General features: G+C 67.4%; 13 protein-coding genes. 6 read left to right on the top strand and 7 right to left on the bottom strand.

What is annotated here, in order from left to right; genetic code table 11:
• Positions 1-91 precede the first annotated feature (91 nt).
• From CAL29_RS25660 to CAL29_RS25640, 5 genes are all read left to right on the top strand, one after another.
• A complete protein-coding gene (locus tag CAL29_RS25660; RefSeq protein ID WP_094855745.1) occupies positions 92-850 on the top strand; it encodes a class II aldolase/adducin family protein in 759 nt (252 codons plus the stop codon).
• A 71-nt stretch (positions 851-921) separates the two neighbouring features.
• Complete coding sequence (locus CAL29_RS25655) at positions 922-1,953, top strand: Bug family tripartite tricarboxylate transporter substrate binding protein (RefSeq protein ID WP_094855744.1); 1,032 nt, start codon at positions 922-924, stop codon at positions 1,951-1,953.
• 1 nt (position 1,954) lies between these two features.
• On the top strand, positions 1,955-2,638 hold the full coding sequence (locus CAL29_RS25650) for a GntR family transcriptional regulator (RefSeq protein ID WP_094855743.1): 684 nt from the start codon (positions 1,955-1,957) through the stop codon (positions 2,636-2,638).
• 83 nt (positions 2,639-2,721) lie between these two features.
• Positions 2,722-4,026, top strand: coding sequence for a UDP-N-acetylglucosamine 1-carboxyvinyltransferase (locus CAL29_RS25645; RefSeq protein ID WP_094855742.1), 1,305 nt, complete (start codon positions 2,722-2,724; stop codon positions 4,024-4,026).
• Between the two features lie 5 nt (positions 4,027-4,031).
• Entirely contained in the window at positions 4,032-4,691 is a 660-nt protein-coding gene (locus CAL29_RS25640) for a thiopurine S-methyltransferase (protein WP_094855741.1), read from the top strand.
• Positions 4,692-4,737: 46 nt separating this feature from the next.
• Here the strand turns inward: CAL29_RS25640 and CAL29_RS25635 are convergent, their stop codons facing one another.
• The 4 genes from CAL29_RS25635 to CAL29_RS25620 form a co-directional block, all read right to left on the bottom strand.
• Positions 4,738-5,724, bottom strand: coding sequence for a Bug family tripartite tricarboxylate transporter substrate binding protein (locus tag CAL29_RS25635; RefSeq protein ID WP_179284188.1), 987 nt, complete (start codon positions 5,722-5,724; stop codon positions 4,738-4,740).
• An 80-nt stretch (positions 5,725-5,804) separates the two neighbouring features.
• Positions 5,805-6,341, bottom strand: coding sequence for a gamma carbonic anhydrase family protein (locus tag CAL29_RS25630; RefSeq protein WP_094855739.1), 537 nt, complete (start codon positions 6,339-6,341; stop codon positions 5,805-5,807).
• Between the two features lie 32 nt (positions 6,342-6,373).
• Positions 6,374-7,924: an AMP-binding protein gene (locus tag CAL29_RS25625; RefSeq protein ID WP_143277745.1), complete on the bottom strand. Its 1,551-nt coding sequence runs from the start codon at positions 7,922-7,924 to the stop codon at positions 6,374-6,376.
• Positions 7,924-8,679, bottom strand: a complete 756-nt coding sequence (locus CAL29_RS25620) for a nitroreductase (RefSeq protein ID WP_094855737.1) — start codon at positions 8,677-8,679, stop codon at positions 7,924-7,926. Before CAL29_RS25620 ends, CAL29_RS25625 begins: the two co-directional genes overlap by 1 nt.
• Before the next feature lie 175 nt (positions 8,680-8,854).
• Between CAL29_RS25620 and CAL29_RS25615 the strand changes: the two genes are divergently transcribed.
• Positions 8,855-9,805: a LysR family transcriptional regulator gene (locus CAL29_RS25615; RefSeq protein WP_094855736.1), complete on the top strand. Its 951-nt coding sequence runs from the start codon at positions 8,855-8,857 to the stop codon at positions 9,803-9,805.
• Positions 9,806-9,840: 35 nt separating this feature from the next.
• Here the strand turns inward: CAL29_RS25615 and CAL29_RS25610 are convergent, their stop codons facing one another.
• The 3 genes from CAL29_RS25610 to uvrA all read right to left on the bottom strand — a co-directional run bounded on the left by CAL29_RS25610 (position 9,841) and on the right by uvrA (position 17,770).
• Positions 9,841-10,497: an aminotransferase class IV family protein gene (locus tag CAL29_RS25610; RefSeq protein WP_094856911.1), complete on the bottom strand. Its 657-nt coding sequence runs from the start codon at positions 10,495-10,497 to the stop codon at positions 9,841-9,843.
• A gap of 175 nt (positions 10,498-10,672) precedes the next feature.
• Complete coding sequence (gene pabB / locus CAL29_RS31900; protein WP_256977749.1) at positions 10,673-11,968, bottom strand: aminodeoxychorismate synthase component I; 1,296 nt, start codon at positions 11,966-11,968, stop codon at positions 10,673-10,675.
• 27 nt (positions 11,969-11,995) lie between these two features.
• Positions 11,996-17,770, bottom strand: a complete 5,775-nt coding sequence (gene uvrA, locus CAL29_RS25600; protein WP_094855735.1) for an excinuclease ABC subunit UvrA — start codon at positions 17,768-17,770, stop codon at positions 11,996-11,998.
• Between the last annotated feature and the right edge of the window lie 191 nt (positions 17,771-17,961).

The following is a 17,961-nucleotide window of genomic DNA, read 5'->3' as shown; positions in this document are numbered from 1 at the left end:
CAGAATTCCAATCTGTATACAGACCGGAATTCTGATTTTCCACCGCCGCCGCCGGCCATCCGGCGGTACACCGAAAGCGAGGTCGATCCCGATGAATACCGCTGCGCCTCCCTACCGCGTCAACGAACTGACGCCCGATCCCAACGTCCATTTCGACGAAAAAATCGCCCAGTCCTACCTCAAGTACGCCGGCATGCTGGTCGCGCGCGGCTACGTGCAGAGTTCGCTGGGCGGCATGGTGATCCGGGCCCCGCACCCGGACTATCCCGACGGCGTGGCCTACGCCAAGCCCTCGGCCGTCTCGCTGGAGGAAATGACGCGCGACGACCTGGTCATCACCGACATCCCCTATGGCCGCATCCTCTACGGCGAGCGGCCGACCACGGTGGGGCACCAGATGAACCGCGAAATCCTGCGGCTGCGGCCCGACGTGAATTGCGTGATCCACCTGCATCACGACGAAACGATCGCCTTCCTGGCCGCCGGCTTCGAGGAGATACGCAGCACCTCGCTCACCTTCTCCTACCTGATGCAGAAGCCGGCCCATTACCTGCCGGCCAGCCTGAACGTCGAGGAGGACGTCGGGCCGATCAAGACCTTCATCGCCGACACCAACTGCATCATCATGCGCCGCCACGGCTTCACCGTTCTGGGCCGCACCGTCTCGGAGTGCTATCACCGCACCAACGTGCTGGTCTCGGAGGTGAAGCGCAACATCATCGTCGAGACGCTTTCCGGCTTGCACAAGACCCGTCCCGAGTACCTGTCCAAGGAGGACATGGCGTGGATGTTCTCGCGCGGCGACGACGTGGTCTATCCCAGCGTCGTCACCGCCAGGCAATCGTCCTGAGGCGGTATCGGCATCGCCGATCCGTATCTCCGTTCCACATCCTCTCGTCGCATATCGCAAGGAGTATCTCCATGTCCGTCATCGTTTCGAAGTGGACAAGGCGCGCCGGCGCCGCATGGCCGCGCTGCGCCAGGCTGGCGCGGGGCCTGCTGGGCGCCCTGGGCTTGATGGGGCTGGCGGGCCTGTCCTGTGGCGCGGCCGCCGCCGCCGACTGGCCCACGCATTCCATCCGCCTGGTGGTGCCTTTCCCGCCCGGCGGCGGCACCGACCTGGTGGCCCGCGCGGTCGCCAAGTCGCTCAGCACGACGCTGGGCCAGCCGGTGGTCGTGGAGAACAAGCCCGGCGCCGGCGGGACGCTGGGTTCGCACGTGGTGGCGCTGGCGCCGCCCGACGGCTATACCCTGGGCATCGCCACGTCCAGCACCCACGTCACGTCGGCGATCCTGATGAAGGACACGCCCTATAATCCGCTGACCAGTTTCGCCCCGGTCTCCGAGATCGGCAGCACGGGCTACGTGCTGGCCATCACGCCGGACTTTCCGGCGTCGGACATGAAGTCTTTCATCGCCTACCTGCGGCAGCATCCGGGCAAGGTGGAATACGCGTCGGTCGGCCCGACCACGCTGGGTTACCTGATCACGAAAATGCTCGAACTCGACCAGAAGGTATCCATGACGCACGTGCCCTACAAAGGCGCGTCGCAGGCCTATACCGACCTGATGAGCGGGGTGGTCAAGGCCTTTTTCGACAACCCGGTGGCCTCCGCCGAATACGTGAAGTCCGGCAAGCTGCGCGCGCTGGCGGTGACGCAGCGGACCGACCTGCTGCCCGATACGCCGTCTTTCGCGCAGGTCGGCATTCCGGGGTTCGACGCGGTGTTCTGGTACGGCCTCGTGGCGCCCGCGGGCACGCCGCCGGCCATCGTCCAGAAAATCCAGGCCGGCGTGGCGCAGTTCACCGGCTCGGCGGAGGGCAAGGCCGTGCTGGGGCGGCTGGGCGTCGAACCCATGGGCAGCACGCCCGAGGCCTTCGCCAGGAAGATCGGCGACGATATCGCGACCTGGAAGGCGGTGGCCGACCGCGCGCACATCGTCGCGGAGTAGCATGCCAGCCAGCGCCGCCGCCTCCGACAGCACCGTCGACCGCGCCTATGACCAGGTCAAGGTCATGGCGGTGTCCTACCGGTTCAAGCCGGGCGAGCGCATCAACGAGCCGGCGCTGGCGCGTCACCTGGGCATCAGCCGCACGCCGCTGCGCGAGGCCCTGAATCGCCTGAATACGGAAGGCTTGCTGACATCCTCGCCGGGCAAGGGGTTTTTCTGCCGCGAACTGGACGCGCGGGAGATCTACTCGCTGTACGAGATGCGGAAGATCATCGAGACGGGCGCGGCGCGCCTGGCGGTGGCGCGGGCCGGCGATGAGGAAATCGCCGCCCTGGCCGATTTCCTCGAACGCGCCCGGCCCGGCTCCAGCAGCTTGTCGACGATGGCCCTGGCCGAACTCGACGAGACCTTCCACCAGCGGCTGATGGCCTTGTCCGGCAACGCGGAGATGCTGCAGGTGCTGCGCAACATCAACGAGCGCATCCGCTTCGTGCGCTGGATCGACATCGAACAGGCCGACAAGCGCCGCGGCGTGCCGCACGATCACGACGCCGTCGTCGCCGCGCTGCGGGCGCGCGACGCCGACCTGTGCGCCAGCGTGCTCGAAAAGCACATCGACCGGCGCCAGGAGCAGATCAGCGCGTATATCCGCGAAGCCTACGCGAAGATATACGTACGCGAGTAAACTTGCTGCCACTTGCACCGGCCCGCGCGCCGGTACGCCGGCCAGCCGGCCGCTCATTCGCCTGTTTCTTTTAGACACGTTCCATGTCCAATCTCATCGTCCACGGCGGCACGCCCCTACGCGGCCGCATCACGCCCTCGGCCAACAAGAACGCTGTACTACCCATCCTCTGCGCCACGCTGCTAACCTCCGAACCCCTGCGCCTGCACGGCGTGCCGGACATCACCGACGTCCGCAAGATCCTCGACATCTTCCGTATGCTGGGCAGCCAGGTGAGCCTGGACCCCGAGACTCGCACGCTGGACCTGTGCCACCGCGACACGGTGTTCGATCCGGCGCACCATCACCTGCCCGAGGAAATGCGTTCGTCCATCATGCTGGTGCCGCCGCTGCTGGCGCGCTTCGGCGTGGCGCGATTGGAGGACAACGTGAAGGGCTGCACGCTGGGCGTGCGCGAGATCGACCCGCACGTCGACGTCTTCCAGCGCTTCGGCGGCAGCATCGAACGGCAGGACGGTTCGCTGCTGGTGCGGCGCGCGGACAGCCTCAAGGCGATCGACCACTGGCTCGATTACGCGTCGGTCACCACGACGGAGAACTTCGTGCTGTGCGCGGTGGCGGCCGACGGCCTGTCCACCCTGAACAATGCCGCCTCGGAGCCGCACGTGCAGGAGTTCTGCCGCTTCATGGCCATGATGGGCGCGCATATCGAGGGCCTGGGCACCTCGCGCCTGTCGGTGCGCGGCGGCGCGGCCTTGCGCGGCGGCGAGTTCCGCTTCGAGGAAGACTTCCACGAGATCACCACCTTCCTGGCGCTGGGGGCCATCACCGGCGGCGACGTGGTGGTGCGCAACAGCGTGCCGGGCAATTTCCCGCTGATCGACCGCACCTTCGCCAAGTTCGGCGTGCATATCACACACGAGGACGGCTGGTCGCGCGCGTCGGTGTCCGGTCCCCTGAAGGTGCAGGCGCCTTTCACCAGCAACGTGCTGACCAAGGTGGAGGCCGCGCCCTGGCCCTACGTGCCGGTGGACCTGCTGCCGATCTTCATCGCGCTGGGCGTGCGTGCGCAGGGCAACGCCATGTTCTGGAACAAGGTCTATGACGGCGCGCTGGGCTGGACCACGGAGCTGTCCAAGTTCGGCGCCCACGTCTTCCTTTCCGATCCGCATCGCCTGATCACCTTCGGCGGCGGCGCGCCCATGGGGCCGGCGGTGGTGGAAAGCCCCTACATCATCCGCGTCGCCATCGCCTTGTTCATGGTGGCGGCGAGCATCGAGGGCCGTTCGGAAATCCGCAATGCCACGCCCATCCGGCGCGCGCACCCGCGCTTCGTCGAAAACCTGCGCAGCCTGGGCGTGCAGGTCGAATGGACGGCAGAGGAGTAATTCGCATGGAAGCGCAATTCTGGCTGGACCGCTGGCGCGAAGGCGTCACGGGCTTTCATCAGGAGCGTGTCACGCCCTTGCTGGCCAAGTATTGGCCGGGACTGGAGGTGACGCCCGGCAGCCGCGTGCTGGTGCCGCTGTGCGGCAAGACCCTGGACATGGTCTGGCTGGCGGAGCAGGGGCACGAGGTGCTGGGCGTGGAGCTGTCGCCGCTGGCCGTCGAGCAGTTCTTCGCCGCGAACGGCCTGACGCCCACCATGCGGAAAACGGCGGCGGGCGACCTGTATCGCGCCGGCAATATCGAGATTCTGTGCGGCGACATTTTCGCGCTGGACGCCGAGACGCTGGCGGCCTGCGCGGGCGTGTACGACCGCGCGGCATTGGTGGCCTTGCCGCCGGACATGCGCAAGCGTTACGCGGCGCACGTCTATGCGGGCCTGGCGCCGGGCGCGCGCGGCCTGCTGATCACGCTGGACTACGACCAGGAAATGATGGCCGGGCCGCCCTTCTCGGTCGGCGACGCCGAGGTGCAGGCCCTGTATGAAGGCCATACCCAGGTGCGGCAACTGGACCGCCGCGCCATGCTGGACAAGGAACCCAAGTTCAAGGAACGCGGGCTGACCTGGCTGGACACGCTGGTCTACGCGCTGGAAAGGCGCGGCTAAGGCGGCCGGCGCGCCTTGTTGCGCGCGGAGGCGCCGCGCCGGCGCCTCATTGCGGGACCAATTGCGCGACTCTGGCGTACTCATCCCATTTCCGGTTCTCGGCGGAAATGAAATCGTCGAGGCGTGTCAGGTCGTCGTCCTGGGGAACGAGCCCGTTGGACGTCAGCAGATTGCGGAAATTCGGGTCGGTGATCGCCTTGCGCGTCGCCGAATTGAATTTCTCCATGATATTCGCCGGCGCGCCGCTCGGGAGCGAAAGGGTGATGTAGCCGCTGAACTCGAAACCCGGGTAGAAGGTCGCCATGACGGGGAGTTTCGGCCACAGCGGAGCCGGCTCCCGTTGCGAAACCGCGAGCGCGCGTACCTTGCCGCCTTTTACCAGGGGATATGCCGCGACGTAGTCCATGAACATGAATTGCGTCTGGCCCGCGATGAGGTCCGTGGCCGCCTGTCCGGTTTCCTTGTATGGCACGCCCTGCATGTGGATTCCGGCATAGGCGTTCAGCATCTCCGAGGGAACCTGGGAAGATGCATTCGTGTATCCGTAGAAAACCTTCTCGGGATCCCGCCGGCTATATTCGACGAGTTCCGGAATGGACCCGAATGGCGCTTCCAACGGCGCCAGCGCCACGGAGCCGAATACCCCGATCATGCCGACATGGGAGAAGTCCCGCATCGGGTCGTAGGCGACATTCTTGAACAAGTGGCGCACCGCCGACACCGTCGTATTGGAGGTCATGACCGCCGTATAGCCATCGGCCGGGACGCTGCGCATCCAATTCATGGCCACCAGGCCTGACGCGCCGGGCTTGTTTTCCACGATGATACGGGCGTTCCACGCCTCTCCCAGGTATCTGGCGAGGGCGCGTGCCGTGAAGTCCCCGATTCCGCCCGGCCCGTACGGCACGATAATGCGGATCGGCTTGGACGGAAAATCATTTTCCGCCGCCAGGATTACGCGAGGCGCGCTTGTCAGCGCTGCCGCCGCCATGCCCGCGCCACGCAGGATTTTTCTGCGAAGGATGTTCGCCATTTGCATTCCCCTTGATTTGCGCCTGTATCCGCGAGCCCCCCGCACTCCGGCGGCTATGGTCCCGCGTTGTCCGCCGCGGTTCAGGATTCCTGTATCGGTACCAGAGACGTTTTCATGTTTCGCCAATTCGCGACGTAGGAAGCTGCCGCGCTTTTCAGGTTTTTCGCTTTTTCCCCGTCCAGTGTGCGGATGGCCTTGGCGGGTGTGCCGACGATCAGTGAATTCGGCGGGAAGTTCGCGTTTTCCGTGACCACCGCTCCGCCCCCGACGATGCTGCCGTCGCCGATGACGGCTCCGTTCATGATGACCGAGCCCATTCCGACGATGACGCCGTTGCCGATGGTGCAGCCGTGAATGATGGCCGCGTGTCCGATCGTGGTGTCCGCGCCTATCTTGACGGGGAATCCCGGATCGACGTGCAGGACGGTGTTTTCCTGGACATTGCTGCGATCGCCGATCGAGATTTCCGCATGGTCGGCACGAGCCGATACGCCGAACCAGATGCTGGCCTCCCGGCCGAGGCGCACATTACCCATGACCGCGGCGGTTGGCGCGATCCAGTATTCGCCGTCGGCCGGAAGCGTGGGTGCAACGCCGTGCAATGCATATATCGCCATGATGATTTCTCGCCAGTGTTTCCGATGAAGGCTTAGATGGCCCGCGCCGCGTTTTGCCAGAAATGCGCGCGTATGCTTTTTTTCTCGATTTTCCCGGCCGGATTGCGCGGCAGGTCGTCCCACACATGGACCTGTTTTGGCGCCTTGACGCTGCCCAGCAGTGTCTTGCAATGGGAGATCAGGGTCTGCGCCTCAAGCGTGTGTCCGGCTTTCAATTCGACGACCGCGGCGACTGCCTCGCCCCATAAGGCGTCCGGCGCGCCGATGACCGCGCAATCCCGCACGGCGGGATGTCGCAGGATGGCTTTCTCCACCTCGCCCGGGTAGACGTTGAATCCGCCGCTGATGATGATGTCCTTGATGCGGTCGACGATGTAGACGTATCCGTCTTCGTCCATGTAGCCGACGTCGCCCGTATGCAGCCAGCCGTCGCGTATCGCCTGCGCGGTGGCCGCCGCATCCTCGAAGTAGCCGTCCATGAGTTCGTTCGATGCGCACACGATCTCGCCCAGCGCACGGGGCGCGCAGGCGACGCCTTGCGGATCGACCACGCGCAACCGGTAGTTCACGGAGCCCCGGCCGCAACTGGCAAGCCGGTCGGGATGGACGGCCAATGCGTCGTCGTGTTCGCGTGGCGTCATGATGGAGATGGTGCTGCTCGCCTCCGTCATGCCATATATTTGCGCGAAGACCGGTCCGAAGATGTCCATGGCCTCGCGCAGCTTGTGCGCCGACATGGGCGCGCTTCCATAAAGCACGTACTTCAATGAGCTCAGGTTGAACTGGCGGATGGCGGGCCAAGCCAGCAGCTTGTAGATGAGGGTGGGCGGCATGAACATCGTGGTGATGCCATGATTCTGGATAGCCTCCAATATGGCGCCCGGCGATGTGTCGTTGAGGATGTAATGGGTCCCGCCGGCGGCGAAAATGGGCGGCGCCGCCGACCCCGCGGCATGGGAGAGCGGCGCCAGGACCAGGTTGCGCGGCGGTTCGTCGTAGGGCAGCGCCACCAGGTAGTCCATGGTTTGCAGGATCTGGCACAGGTGGGTGCGCTTGACGCCCTTGGGCTTGCCGGTGGAGCCGCTGGTGGTGCGCAGGACTGCCGTATCCATGGGCGTCGGGCCGGTCATGGGTTCCGTGGCGGGTGCGCCGGCCATCCAGTCGTCCAGCCGAGACGCGCCGGGCAGTTCGTCGTCAACGCATACGACGCCTTGCAAGGCAGGAGAACGGCTACGGATTTCATCGAGGTGCCGCGCGAAATCGCTGTGCACGAAAAGCCATTTCGCGCCGAAACGTTCGAGGATGTCGACGATTTCGGGTAGTGCGGCCATTGCATTGATCGGCAGCGAGACGAATGGCGTCCGGTCTATCCCGAGTTGGCAGACGAACGAGGCGAGATGGTTGGGCATGAGCAAGGCGATGCGGTCACCCCTTGTCAGCGACGTGTCCAGCAAGCGGTTGGCCAATCTGCAACTGGCCTCGCGCAGGGCACGATAAGTGATCGTTCGACCCCGATGGACCACGGCGATCCGTTCGGGCGACGCAAGCGCCGATCTGTCCAGAAATACGTGTACGCCTGTCATCAGCGTGCCTTTGTGCAACGTTGGAAATCCTGGCTCGGCGAGATGCCGACGAACCGGGTGAACTCGGGCAGCGACGCCCTTCCGGCCCTTGCGGTATTTACCGCGGCGGAAGCGTCCGCGTAGCCCAGCGCCATGCCGCAGACCACCACGTGTCCGGCGGGTATGCCGAGTTCTTCACGCAGCACGTCGTGGTAGCGCGCCCAGGCTCCTTGCGCGCAGGTGTCCAGGCCGAAGTGGCGCGCCGCGATCATCACCGACTGCAGGAAGATGCCCAGGTCGATCCAGCTTCCTTTCTCCATGATCCGTTCCAGCGTGAAGACCAGGCCGATGGGGGCGTCGAAGAAGCGGTAGTTCCGTCCCGCCGCCGCCCAACTGCCGGCGCGGTCGCCTTTTTCGATGCCGAGCAGGCGATACATCTCCCAGCCGACGGCGCGGCGGCGAGAGAGATAGGGTTCCACGATGGGGTCCGGGTAATAGCGATATTCGCCTTCGAGATTGTTCCCGGCCTCGCGTGCCGGTTCGGTCTCGCGTACGCGGCTCACGCGATCGCACAGGCGGCGCTTGGCGTCGCCGCCGACGACCAGGACATGCCAGGGTTGTGTATTGGTGCCGCTGGGGGACTGCCTGGCGGCGTCGAGTATGCGTTCGATCAGTTCGGGCGGGACAGGGTCCGGACGATAAGCGCGTATCGATCTGCGGTCGTACAGGGCGGAGAGGGCGTCCGCGGATGCCCCTCTGGCGGCATTCTTGCTCATGCGCGGAAGGTTCATGTAAGGGCGACCGGGATGCGTCGGGAGCGGCGCTTCAGGATCACCCCTGATTGAAGGAGTTGTCATCCTAGGCTGTAATCCCAAGCTGTCGCCAATAACAAATTGGCCTGTCACGGATCAGGATTTTGCATAGGCGGCGTGCCGCAATCGCAACCAGCGTATGGAATTGAGACAACTCAGGGCGGTGTTGGCGATCGCCGAGACCGGCAGCGTCACCAAGGCGGCGGAACTGCTTCATGTGGTCCAGCCGGCGCTTTCACGGCAATTGCGCGGCATCGAAGAGGAACTGGGCAAGCCCTTGTTCACGCGTACCCGCAACGGCATGGCGTTGACGCGCGAAGGTCGTGTGCTGGCCGAGCACGCACGCCGCGCACTGCTGACCCTGGAACAGGCGGTGACCGAAATCCGGCCCAGGCGCGGCGTCGTCGCCGGCCTGGTGTCGGTCGGCATGCTGCCCAGCGTGATCGATCTCGTCGCGGCTCCTTTACTGAAGCGGGTGCGCGACGCATATCCGCAGATACGCCTGCGTCTTGCCGGGGGTTACGCCGGAGAACTGCAGGATGCGCTTCAGGACAATGCGCTCGACCTGGGGCTGCTCTATGACCCCAAGACGCATGCCGCCATAGACACGCGCCCCTTGCTCGACGAACCCTTGTACCTGGTGGGGGCGCGTACGCTGAAGCCTCGATGGAAAAAGTCGGAACCCTTGTCCGCGCTGCGGGGCTTGCCGCTCATCCTGCCCAGTGGTTCGCATAGCGTGCGCGGCATCCTGGAACACGCCTGCGCGGTCGAAGATATCGCGCTGGATATCGTGGCGGAGGCCGATACCACGCAACTGACAAAAGCGCTGTTGTTGTCCGGCATCGGTTACACCGTGCTGCCCGGCGTCGCCATTGCCGATGAGAAACTGGAACGGCATGTGGCGAGGGTGCCCCTTGGACGCCCCGCGCTGACGCGCCGGGTGGTCCTGGCTTGTTCGGTTGCGCGGCAACGCTCCGAATCGGTGCGCTGCGTCGAGGAAATCCTCTTCACCTTGGTGCACGACCTGGTCCGCGAGGGAACGTGGCCAGGGGCCCGCCTGGCCGAGTTCGAGGTCGATGACGCGGATTGAGTGACGCGGATTGAGCCGGGCGACGACGGCGCGGATCAGGCCGCGTCGGCTGGCGTGCGCACCCACTCCACGTCGAACCAGCCGCGCAAGGCGTTGGACAGGCGGATGCCGCGGGCGCGGGGGAAGTCGTCCTCGTAGAGCAGGCGCTCCTCGACCCATCCTCGTTCGAGCAGTTCGGCGCGCTGCACGCCGGGCAGACAGCCGCAATCGACGGGCGGCGTGAACCATTTGCCGCCCAGTTGCAGGTAGACGTTGCTGCGGCTGCCTTCGCACAGTTCGCCCCGCTCGTTGCATAGCAGGACGTCGAAGAAGGCCGGATGCCCGGCGAGCCACGCGGTGGGCGCGTCGTACCAGGGCCGCCGCGTGGTCTTGTAGCGCAGCAGGGGTTCGCGCGAATCGAGTCGCGTGGACCATAGGCGCACGCCGGGCAGGGGCGGCAGGTCGGGCAGCGGCGTGGCCTGCGCGCTGGCCTGGCCCTGGGCGTCGACCAGGAGGCGCACGCGCTGCGCGCCGGGCGTGCGCGCCTTGCCGGCGGCGGTCAGCACCCGTTCGCGCAGGGTCTCGCCATGGAAGGGCCGGCCCAGCGCGGCGCACGAGACCTGCAGGCGGCCCAGGTGCCGGTCCAGCAGCAGGATGCGGCCGTCGGCCTCGACGCGCATGGTTTCGATGAGGGAGGGCTGAGTATCGATCATGGTCATGAGATCCTTTTCTGCTGTGCCGCTGTGCCGCTGTGCCGCTGTGCCGCTGTGCCGCTGTGCCGCCGTGCCGCTTGGTCCAGGCGCCGTCACATGCGCGGCCTGCGCGGACCCATGCTCCGGTTGCTCCGGTTGGTCTGGCTCCGGCTCCGGGCGGCCGCCTTGCCGCCGCTCAATGCGCCAGGATGCGCGCCTTCCACAAGCATTCCTGCCACTCGGCCTCGGCGTCGGAATCGAAAACGATGCCGCCGCCCGCGCCATAGACGCCATGGCCGTCCGCGTCCAGCACCAGCGTGCGGATGGCCACGTTCAGCGAGAAATCGCCGTCGGGCGCCAGCCAGCCGGTGCTGCCGCAATATAGCCCGCGCGGCGACGTTTCCGCGCGGCGGATCTGGCGCATGGCGGCGATCTTGGGCGCGCCGGTCACCGATCCGCAGGGAAACAGCGCGGCCAGCACCTCGCCCAAGGTGGCGTACGGGGCCCGCGCGCTGACGGTCGAGGTCAGGGTCCAGATGGTGGGGTAGCGTTCCAGCGTGAACAGGGCGTCCACCTTCACCGAGCCCGGCTCGGCCAGGCGGCCGAGGTCGTTGCGCAGCAGGTCGACGATCATCAGGTTCTCGGCGCGGTTCTTGGCGCTGGCGTGCAGTTCGCGGCCCAGGGCCTCGTCCCGTTCCGGGTCCGGGTCGCGCGGCGCCGTGCCCTTCATCGGCCGCATGGTCAGCGTGGCGCCCTGGCGGGCCACGAACAATTCGGGGGAAAAGGACAGGATGGTCTGGGTGCCGTCCTCGATGTAGGCGGCGTGCGCGGCCGGATTGGCGGCCGCGATGCGCGCGTACAGTTCGCGCGGGTCGCCCTGCACGCGCAGGTCCAGCGGCTGGGTGTAGTTGACCTGGTAGTACTCGCCCCGCCCGATGCCGTCGCGGATGGCCTCGACCTGGGCCAGGTAGTCCGCGTGCGCGGTGCGTGGCCGGGCTTCCAGGATGCGGCTGCCGGCGTCGGCCGGCACCGGCCAGGGCTGGCCGTGCACGACCCCGTCGAAGACCAGCGCGCGCAGGCGCGGCCGCAGCCGCGGGGAGGGTGATCCCGGGTCCGTCCCGGTTCCCGCGGCGCCTGTGTCGCCGGCGCTTGTCTCCGCGATGCCTGGCGCGTTTGCAGCGTTAGCCGCGCCCGCTCCCCCGGCCTGCACGCCGGCCCCGGCGCCGCCGCAGCGTTGCGCGGCCCGGCCGATGGCGCTGCGGCCGCTGCGCTCGCCGGCATGGCCGCCGGGCGCGCGGACGACCTCGGGCAGCAGCCATTCGCCCAGCTCGAAGTCCAGCATCAGGGCGACCCAATGGCCGTCCCGCCGGGCGGTCTCGATGGCCGCCAGCGCGTCCGGCAGTTCCCGCGGCGCACGGGCTTCGATGCGCCGGCGGAAACCCACCAGTTCCAGTGCCCGGCCAGCCAGGCGGTCTTCAAAACGGCAATACATTGCGGGGTCGAAAGGGCGAACAGTCCTCTATTGTCGCAGGAACTCCGCCAGCACCTGGCCCGTATGCGATTTGTCGCGCAAGGCCATGACGTCCTCCGGCGTGCCCTGGGCCACCAGTTGGCCGCCGCCGCTGCCGCCTTCCGGGCCCATGTCGAGCAGCCAGTCGGCTTCGGCGATCACGTCCAGGTTGTGCTCGATGACCACCACGGTGTTGCCGGCCTCGACCAGCCGGTGCAGCACGTGGATCAGCTTCTCGACGTCGGCCATGGACAGCCCCACGGTCGGCTCGTCCAGCACGTACAGCGTGTGCGGGATGCGCGAGGCGCGGCCGGTGGTGATGACGCCGTCGGTCAGGCGGGCCTTGGACAGCTCGGCCACCAGCTTGATGCGCTGCGCCTCGCCGCCGGACAGGGTGGGCGAGGGCTGGCCCAGCGTCAGGTAGCCCAGGCCGACGTCCTGCATCAGTTGCAGGGGCCGGCGCACCTTGGGATGGGCGGCGAAATACTCCAGCGCGTCGTCGACCTCCATGGACAGGACTTCGCCGGCATGCTTGCCGCGCATCTGCACCGACAGGGTGTCGGCGTTGAAGCGCGCGCCGTTGCAGGCGTCGCAGGGCACCTTCACGTCCGGCAGGAAGTTCATTTCGATGGTGCGCATGCCCTGGCCTTCGCAGATCGGGCAGCGGCCGTCGCCGGTGTTGAAGGAGAAGCGCGCCGCCGTCCAGCCGCGCATGCGCGCTTCCTTCGTTTCGGCGAACTGCTTGCGCACGTCGTCCCAGAAGCCGATGTAGGTGCCGGGGCAGGAACGCGGCGTCTTGCCGATGGGCGTCTGGTCCACTTCGAGGACGCGGTCCAGCGCTTCCCAGCCGTTGATGCCGGTGCAGCCGTTCCATTTGGGCGCGGCGCCCTGCGAGACCGCCTGCAGCAGGTTGTCCAGCAGCACTTCGCGCGCCAGCGTCGACTTGCCCGAACCGGACACGCCGGTGACCACGCTCAGGCGGCCGATGGGAAAGCGCGCGTTGACGTTGCGCAGGTTGTGCAGATGGGCGTTGCGCACCTCCACGAAGGCGGTGTCCTTGCCGACGGCGCGGCGTTCCTGCAGCGGATGGCGCAGCGGCTGCGCCAGGTAGCGGCCGGTCACGGAGCGCTCGTTCTTCATCAGGTCGTCCGCCGTGCCCTGCGCGACGACCTGGCCGCCGCGCACGCCGGCGCCGGGGCCGATGTCGATGATGTGGGCGGCGCGCCGGATGGTGTCGTCGTCATGCTCGACCACCACCAGCGTGTTGCCGTTGCCTTCCAGGCGGCCCAGCGCGTCCAGCAGGATGCGGTTGTCGCGCGGATGCAGGCCGATGGTGGGCTCGTCCAGGATGTAGCACACGCCCTGCATGTTGGACCCCAGTTGCGCGGCCAGGCGGATGCGTTGCGCCTCGCCGCCGGACAGCGTGGGCGCGGCCCGGTCCAGCGCCAGGTAATCGAGGCCGACTTCCTTCATGAAGTTCAGGCGGCTGCGGATTTCGGCGAGGATGTCGCGCGCGATTTCCGCTTCGCGGCCGCGCACCACCAGGCCGGTGAAGAAGGTGTGGGCCTCGTTCACCGACATGGCGGCCAGCTCGGCGATGGAGCGGTCGCGCCAGCGCACGTGCAGGGCCACGCGGTTCAGGCGCTGGCCGTGGCAGGTGGGGCAGACCACGGCTTCGCCGGCATAGCGTTCGCTCCAGCCCGCTTCCTCGCCGGTCTGCTCTTCGTCGAACTCGGGCATGACCACGCCCGCGCCGAAGCAGGTCGGGCACCAGCCGTGCTTGGAGTTGTAGGAGAACATGCGCGGGTCCAGCTCGGGAAAGCTGACGCCGCTGATCGGGCAGGTGCGCTTGGTGGAGAAGTGCGCCTGTTCCAGCGTCGCCTGGGGATCGTCGCGCAGGGCGTCCAGGGGCCATAGCACGCTGAGCGCGCCCTGGCCGTAGTCCAGCGCGCTGCGCACGGCCTCGCGCAGGGGCGCCTCGTTGGCGGGATCGACCAGCACGTCGGCCACCGGCAGTTCGATGGTGTGTTCCTTGTAGCGGTCCAGGCGCGGCCACGGGCTGACCGGCGTGAAGACGCCGTCCACCCGCAGATGCGTATGGCCCTTGCCGCCCGCCCATTTGGCGAGGTCGGTGTAGTAGCCCTTGCGCGCGGTCACCAGGGGCGCCAGGACGCCGATGCGCTGGCCGGCGCGCTCGCGCAGGATGCGGGCGACGATCTGGTCGGGCGTCTGCGGCTGGACGGGCACGTTGTAGTCCGGCGAATACTGCACGCCCAGCTTGACGTACAGCAGCCGCAGGAAGTGATGGATTTCCGTCATGGTGGCGACGGTGGACTTCAGGCCGCCGCGGCTGGTGCGCTGGGCGATGGCCACCGTCGGCGGAATGCCGAAAATGGCGTCGACGTCGGGCTTGCCGGCCGGCTGCACGATGGCGCGGGCGTAGGCGTTGAGCGATTCCAGGTAGCGCCGCTGGCCTTCGTTGAACAGGATGTCGAAGGCCAGGGTCGATTTGCCGGAGCCCGACACGCCGGTGATCACGGTGAACTTGTCGCGCGGGATTTCCACGCTGACGTTCTTCAGGTTGTGCTCGCGCGCGTTGCGGATCTCGATGGACATCGGCGCCTGGCGGCGCAGGGCGGCCTGCAGGGGCATGCCGTCGCCGTTGCCATTGCCGTTGCCGTTGCCGTTCGCGTAGGCCACGGCGGGTTCCTCCACCGCCAGTTCGGCGGCCGCGTCCGCCGCCGCGGCGCGCACGGGCGTCGCTTCCGCCGGCAGCACGGCCTGTTCGTAGTCGCGCAGGGCGGCGCCCGTGTGCGAGGCGGGGTTGTCCATCAGGTCGCGGGGCGTGCCGGCGCCCACCAGCAGGCCGCCGGCGTCGCCGCCTTCGGGGCCCAGGTCCAGCAGCCAGTCGGCGGCGCGGATCACGTCCAGGTTGTGCTCGATGACCAGCAGCGTGTGGCCCGCCGCCAGCAGCTTGCGGAAGGCGCGCATCAGGCGCGCGACGTCGTCGAAGTGCAGGCCGGTGGTCGGTTCGTCGAACAGGAACAGGCTGCCCTTCTTGGCGACCTTGGCGGTGGAGATGCCGCTGCGGGCGGCTTCGGCCAGGTGGCCGGCCAGCTTCAGGCGCTGCGCTTCGCCGCCCGACAGCGTGGGCACCGGCTGCCCCAGGCGCACGTATTCCAGGCCCACGTCGGCCAGCGGCGCCAGGCCGGTCTGGACGTCGCGCAGTCCCTTGAAGAATTCCAGGGCCTCGCTCACCGTCATTTCCAGCACTTCGTCGATGGACGCGCTCTTGCCCAGGTGCTCGACGCGGACCTGCAGCACTTCCGCTCGGAAGCGCTTGCCGTCGCAGTCCGGGCAACGCAGGTAGACGTCGGACAGGAACTGCATTTCGACGTGCTCGAAGCCGGTGCCGCCGCAGACCGGGCAGCGGCCGTCGCCGCTGTTGAAGCTGAAGGTGCCCGCCGTATAGGCGCGCTCCTTCGACAGCGGCGCCTGGGCGAACAGCTTGCGGATGGCGTCGAAGGCGCCGACGTAGCTGGCCGGATTGGAACGCGCGGTCTTGCCGATGGGCGTCTGGTCCACCAGCACCACGTCGGCGATCTGCTCGGCGCCCAGCAAGCGCCCGAAAGCGCCCGGCGCTTCCGACGGCTTGCCCTTGAGCTTGAGCAGGGCGGGATACAGCACGTCCTGCACCAGGGTCGATTTGCCGGAGCCGGACACGCCCGTCACGCACACCAGGCGGCCCAGCGGGATTTCCACCGAGACGTTCTTCAGGTTGTGCGCGTTGACGCCTTCCAGCAGCAGGCGCGGCGTGTTGGCCGCCACCGGCATGGGGCGCGGCGCTTCCACGCGCAGGCGGCCGCCGAGATAGTCGCCGGTCAGCGTCGGCGCGGCGCGCAGTTGCGCCGGCGTGCCGTCGAAGACGATGCTGCCGCCGCGCTCGCCGGGGCCGGGGCCGATGTCGATGATGCGGTCGGCCGCCACCATGACCTGCGGGTCGTGTTCGACGACGACGAGGGTATTGCCGGCGTCGCGCAGCCGGTGCATGACTTCCACCACGCGATGCATGTCGCGCGGGTGCAGGCCGATGGACGGTTCGTCCAGGACGAACAGCGTATTGACCAGTGAGGTGCCCAGCGCGGTGGTGAGATTGATCCGTTGGACCTCGCCGCCGGACAGCGTGCGGCTCTGGCGGTCCAGCGTCAGGTAGCCCAGGCCGACGTCGCAGAGGAATTTCAGGCGCGCGCGCACCTCCGTCAGCAGCAGGTCGGTGGCGGCGTCGAGCACGCCGTGGTAGCGCAGCTTGTCGAAGAAGGCGCGCACCCGTTCGATGGGCAGCAGCATCACGTCATGGATGGACAGGCCGTCCAGCAGATACAGCAGCTCGTCGGACCAGTTGGCCTGGACCGGCTTGAAGCGGCGGTAGCGGCCGTCTTCCGGCGGCATGACGGCGTCCGCTTCCTCCTTGGTGCCGACGCGCCACAGCAGGGCGTCCGGCTTCAGGCGCGAGCCGTGGCAGGTGGGGCAGGGCGTGTAGCTGCGGTATTTCGACAGCAGCACGCGCACGTGCATCTTGTAGGCCTTGGTCTCGAGCCAGGCGAAGAAGCGCTGCACGCCGTACCACTGGGTCTTCCAGGCCTGGCTGCCGCCCTTGAATTCGGGGTCGCCGTGCAGGACCCACGCCTGCTGTTCCGGCGTCAGGCTCTTCCAGGGCACGGACAGGGGCACGCCCGCGCGCGGCGCGTACTTCTGCAGGTCGTCCTGGCATTCCTTGTAGCTGGCCGTCTGCCAGGGCTTGATGGCGCCCTCCAGCAGGGTCTTGTTCTCGTCGGGAATGACCAGGCCGAAGTCGATGCCGATCACGCGGCCGAAGCCGCGGCAGGCCTCGCAGGCCCCCAGCGGCGAGTTGAAGGAGAAGGAGCTGGGCAGCGGATCGGCGTATTCGATGTCGCAATCGGCGCAATGCAGGCGGTCGCTGTATTTCCAGACCTGGGCGTCGCCGCCGTCGTCGTCCAGCACGTGCACGGCCAGGTGGCCGGCGCCCATGCGCAGCGCGGTGTCCAGCGCCTCCATGACGCGGTCGCTTTCCGCGCTGGAAAAGCGGAAGCGGTCCTGCACCACGTGCAGCACGCGCTGCGCCACCGGGGCATGCTTGTCGTCCTTGGCCTTCCTGGCCGATCCCTTGCCGGCGGCGGCCGGGGCCGGCCCGGGCGCGGCCGCCTCGCCTTCCTGGGCATGGACGCGGGTATAGCCCTGTTGCTCCAGGAAGCCGCGGACTTCGTCCTCGGTGAAGTTCGCCGGCACCTTGATGGGGAACGTCACCACCAGGCGCGGGTCGCCCGCTTCGGCGCTGCGTTCGGCCAGCGACTGGCGGATCGACTCGGCGGTGTCGCGCCGCACCGGCCGGCCACAGCCCCGGCAGAACAGGCGGGCGCCGCGCGCGAACAGCAGCTTGAGGTGGTCGTTCAGCTCCGTCATCGTGCCGACGGTGCTGCGCGAGCTGCGCACGGGGTTGGTCTGGTCGATGGCGATGGCGGGAAGGATGCCTTCGATCCGGTCGACCTGGGGTTTGTCCATGCGGTCCAGGAACTGGCGCGCATAAGGGGAAAAGGTCTCGACGTAGCGCCGCTGCCCTTCGGCATAGAGCGTGTCGAAGGCGAGGGAGCTTTTGCCCGAGCCCGAGACGCCGGTAACGACGACGAGTTCGCCGGTGGCGAACGTTACGTCCAGGTTCTTGAGATTGTTCTGGCGTGCGCCAACGATGCGAATTTCGGATGTCATCCTGTAATCGTAGCCTGTGCGTCAAGAGGGGCCGGCCGCGGCGGGGTCGGCGTCGTGGGTATTGGGGGAAAGCGGGGAGGAGCGGCCGCGCGGGACTGCTTCCGCGGCGGCGCCGGTGAACTGGGTATATGGCGGCGATTCCGCTTTCCACAAGCGATGGCCGGATGGGGCGCCGGCGCGGCGGCTATCGG

Source organism: Bordetella genomosp. 10 (genome assembly GCF_002261225.1).
Taxonomy (GTDB): domain Bacteria; phylum Pseudomonadota; class Gammaproteobacteria; order Burkholderiales; family Burkholderiaceae_B; genus Bordetella_C.
Note: the sequence above shows the minus strand (reverse complement) of the source record. Positions and strands in the feature narration are given on the sequence as shown.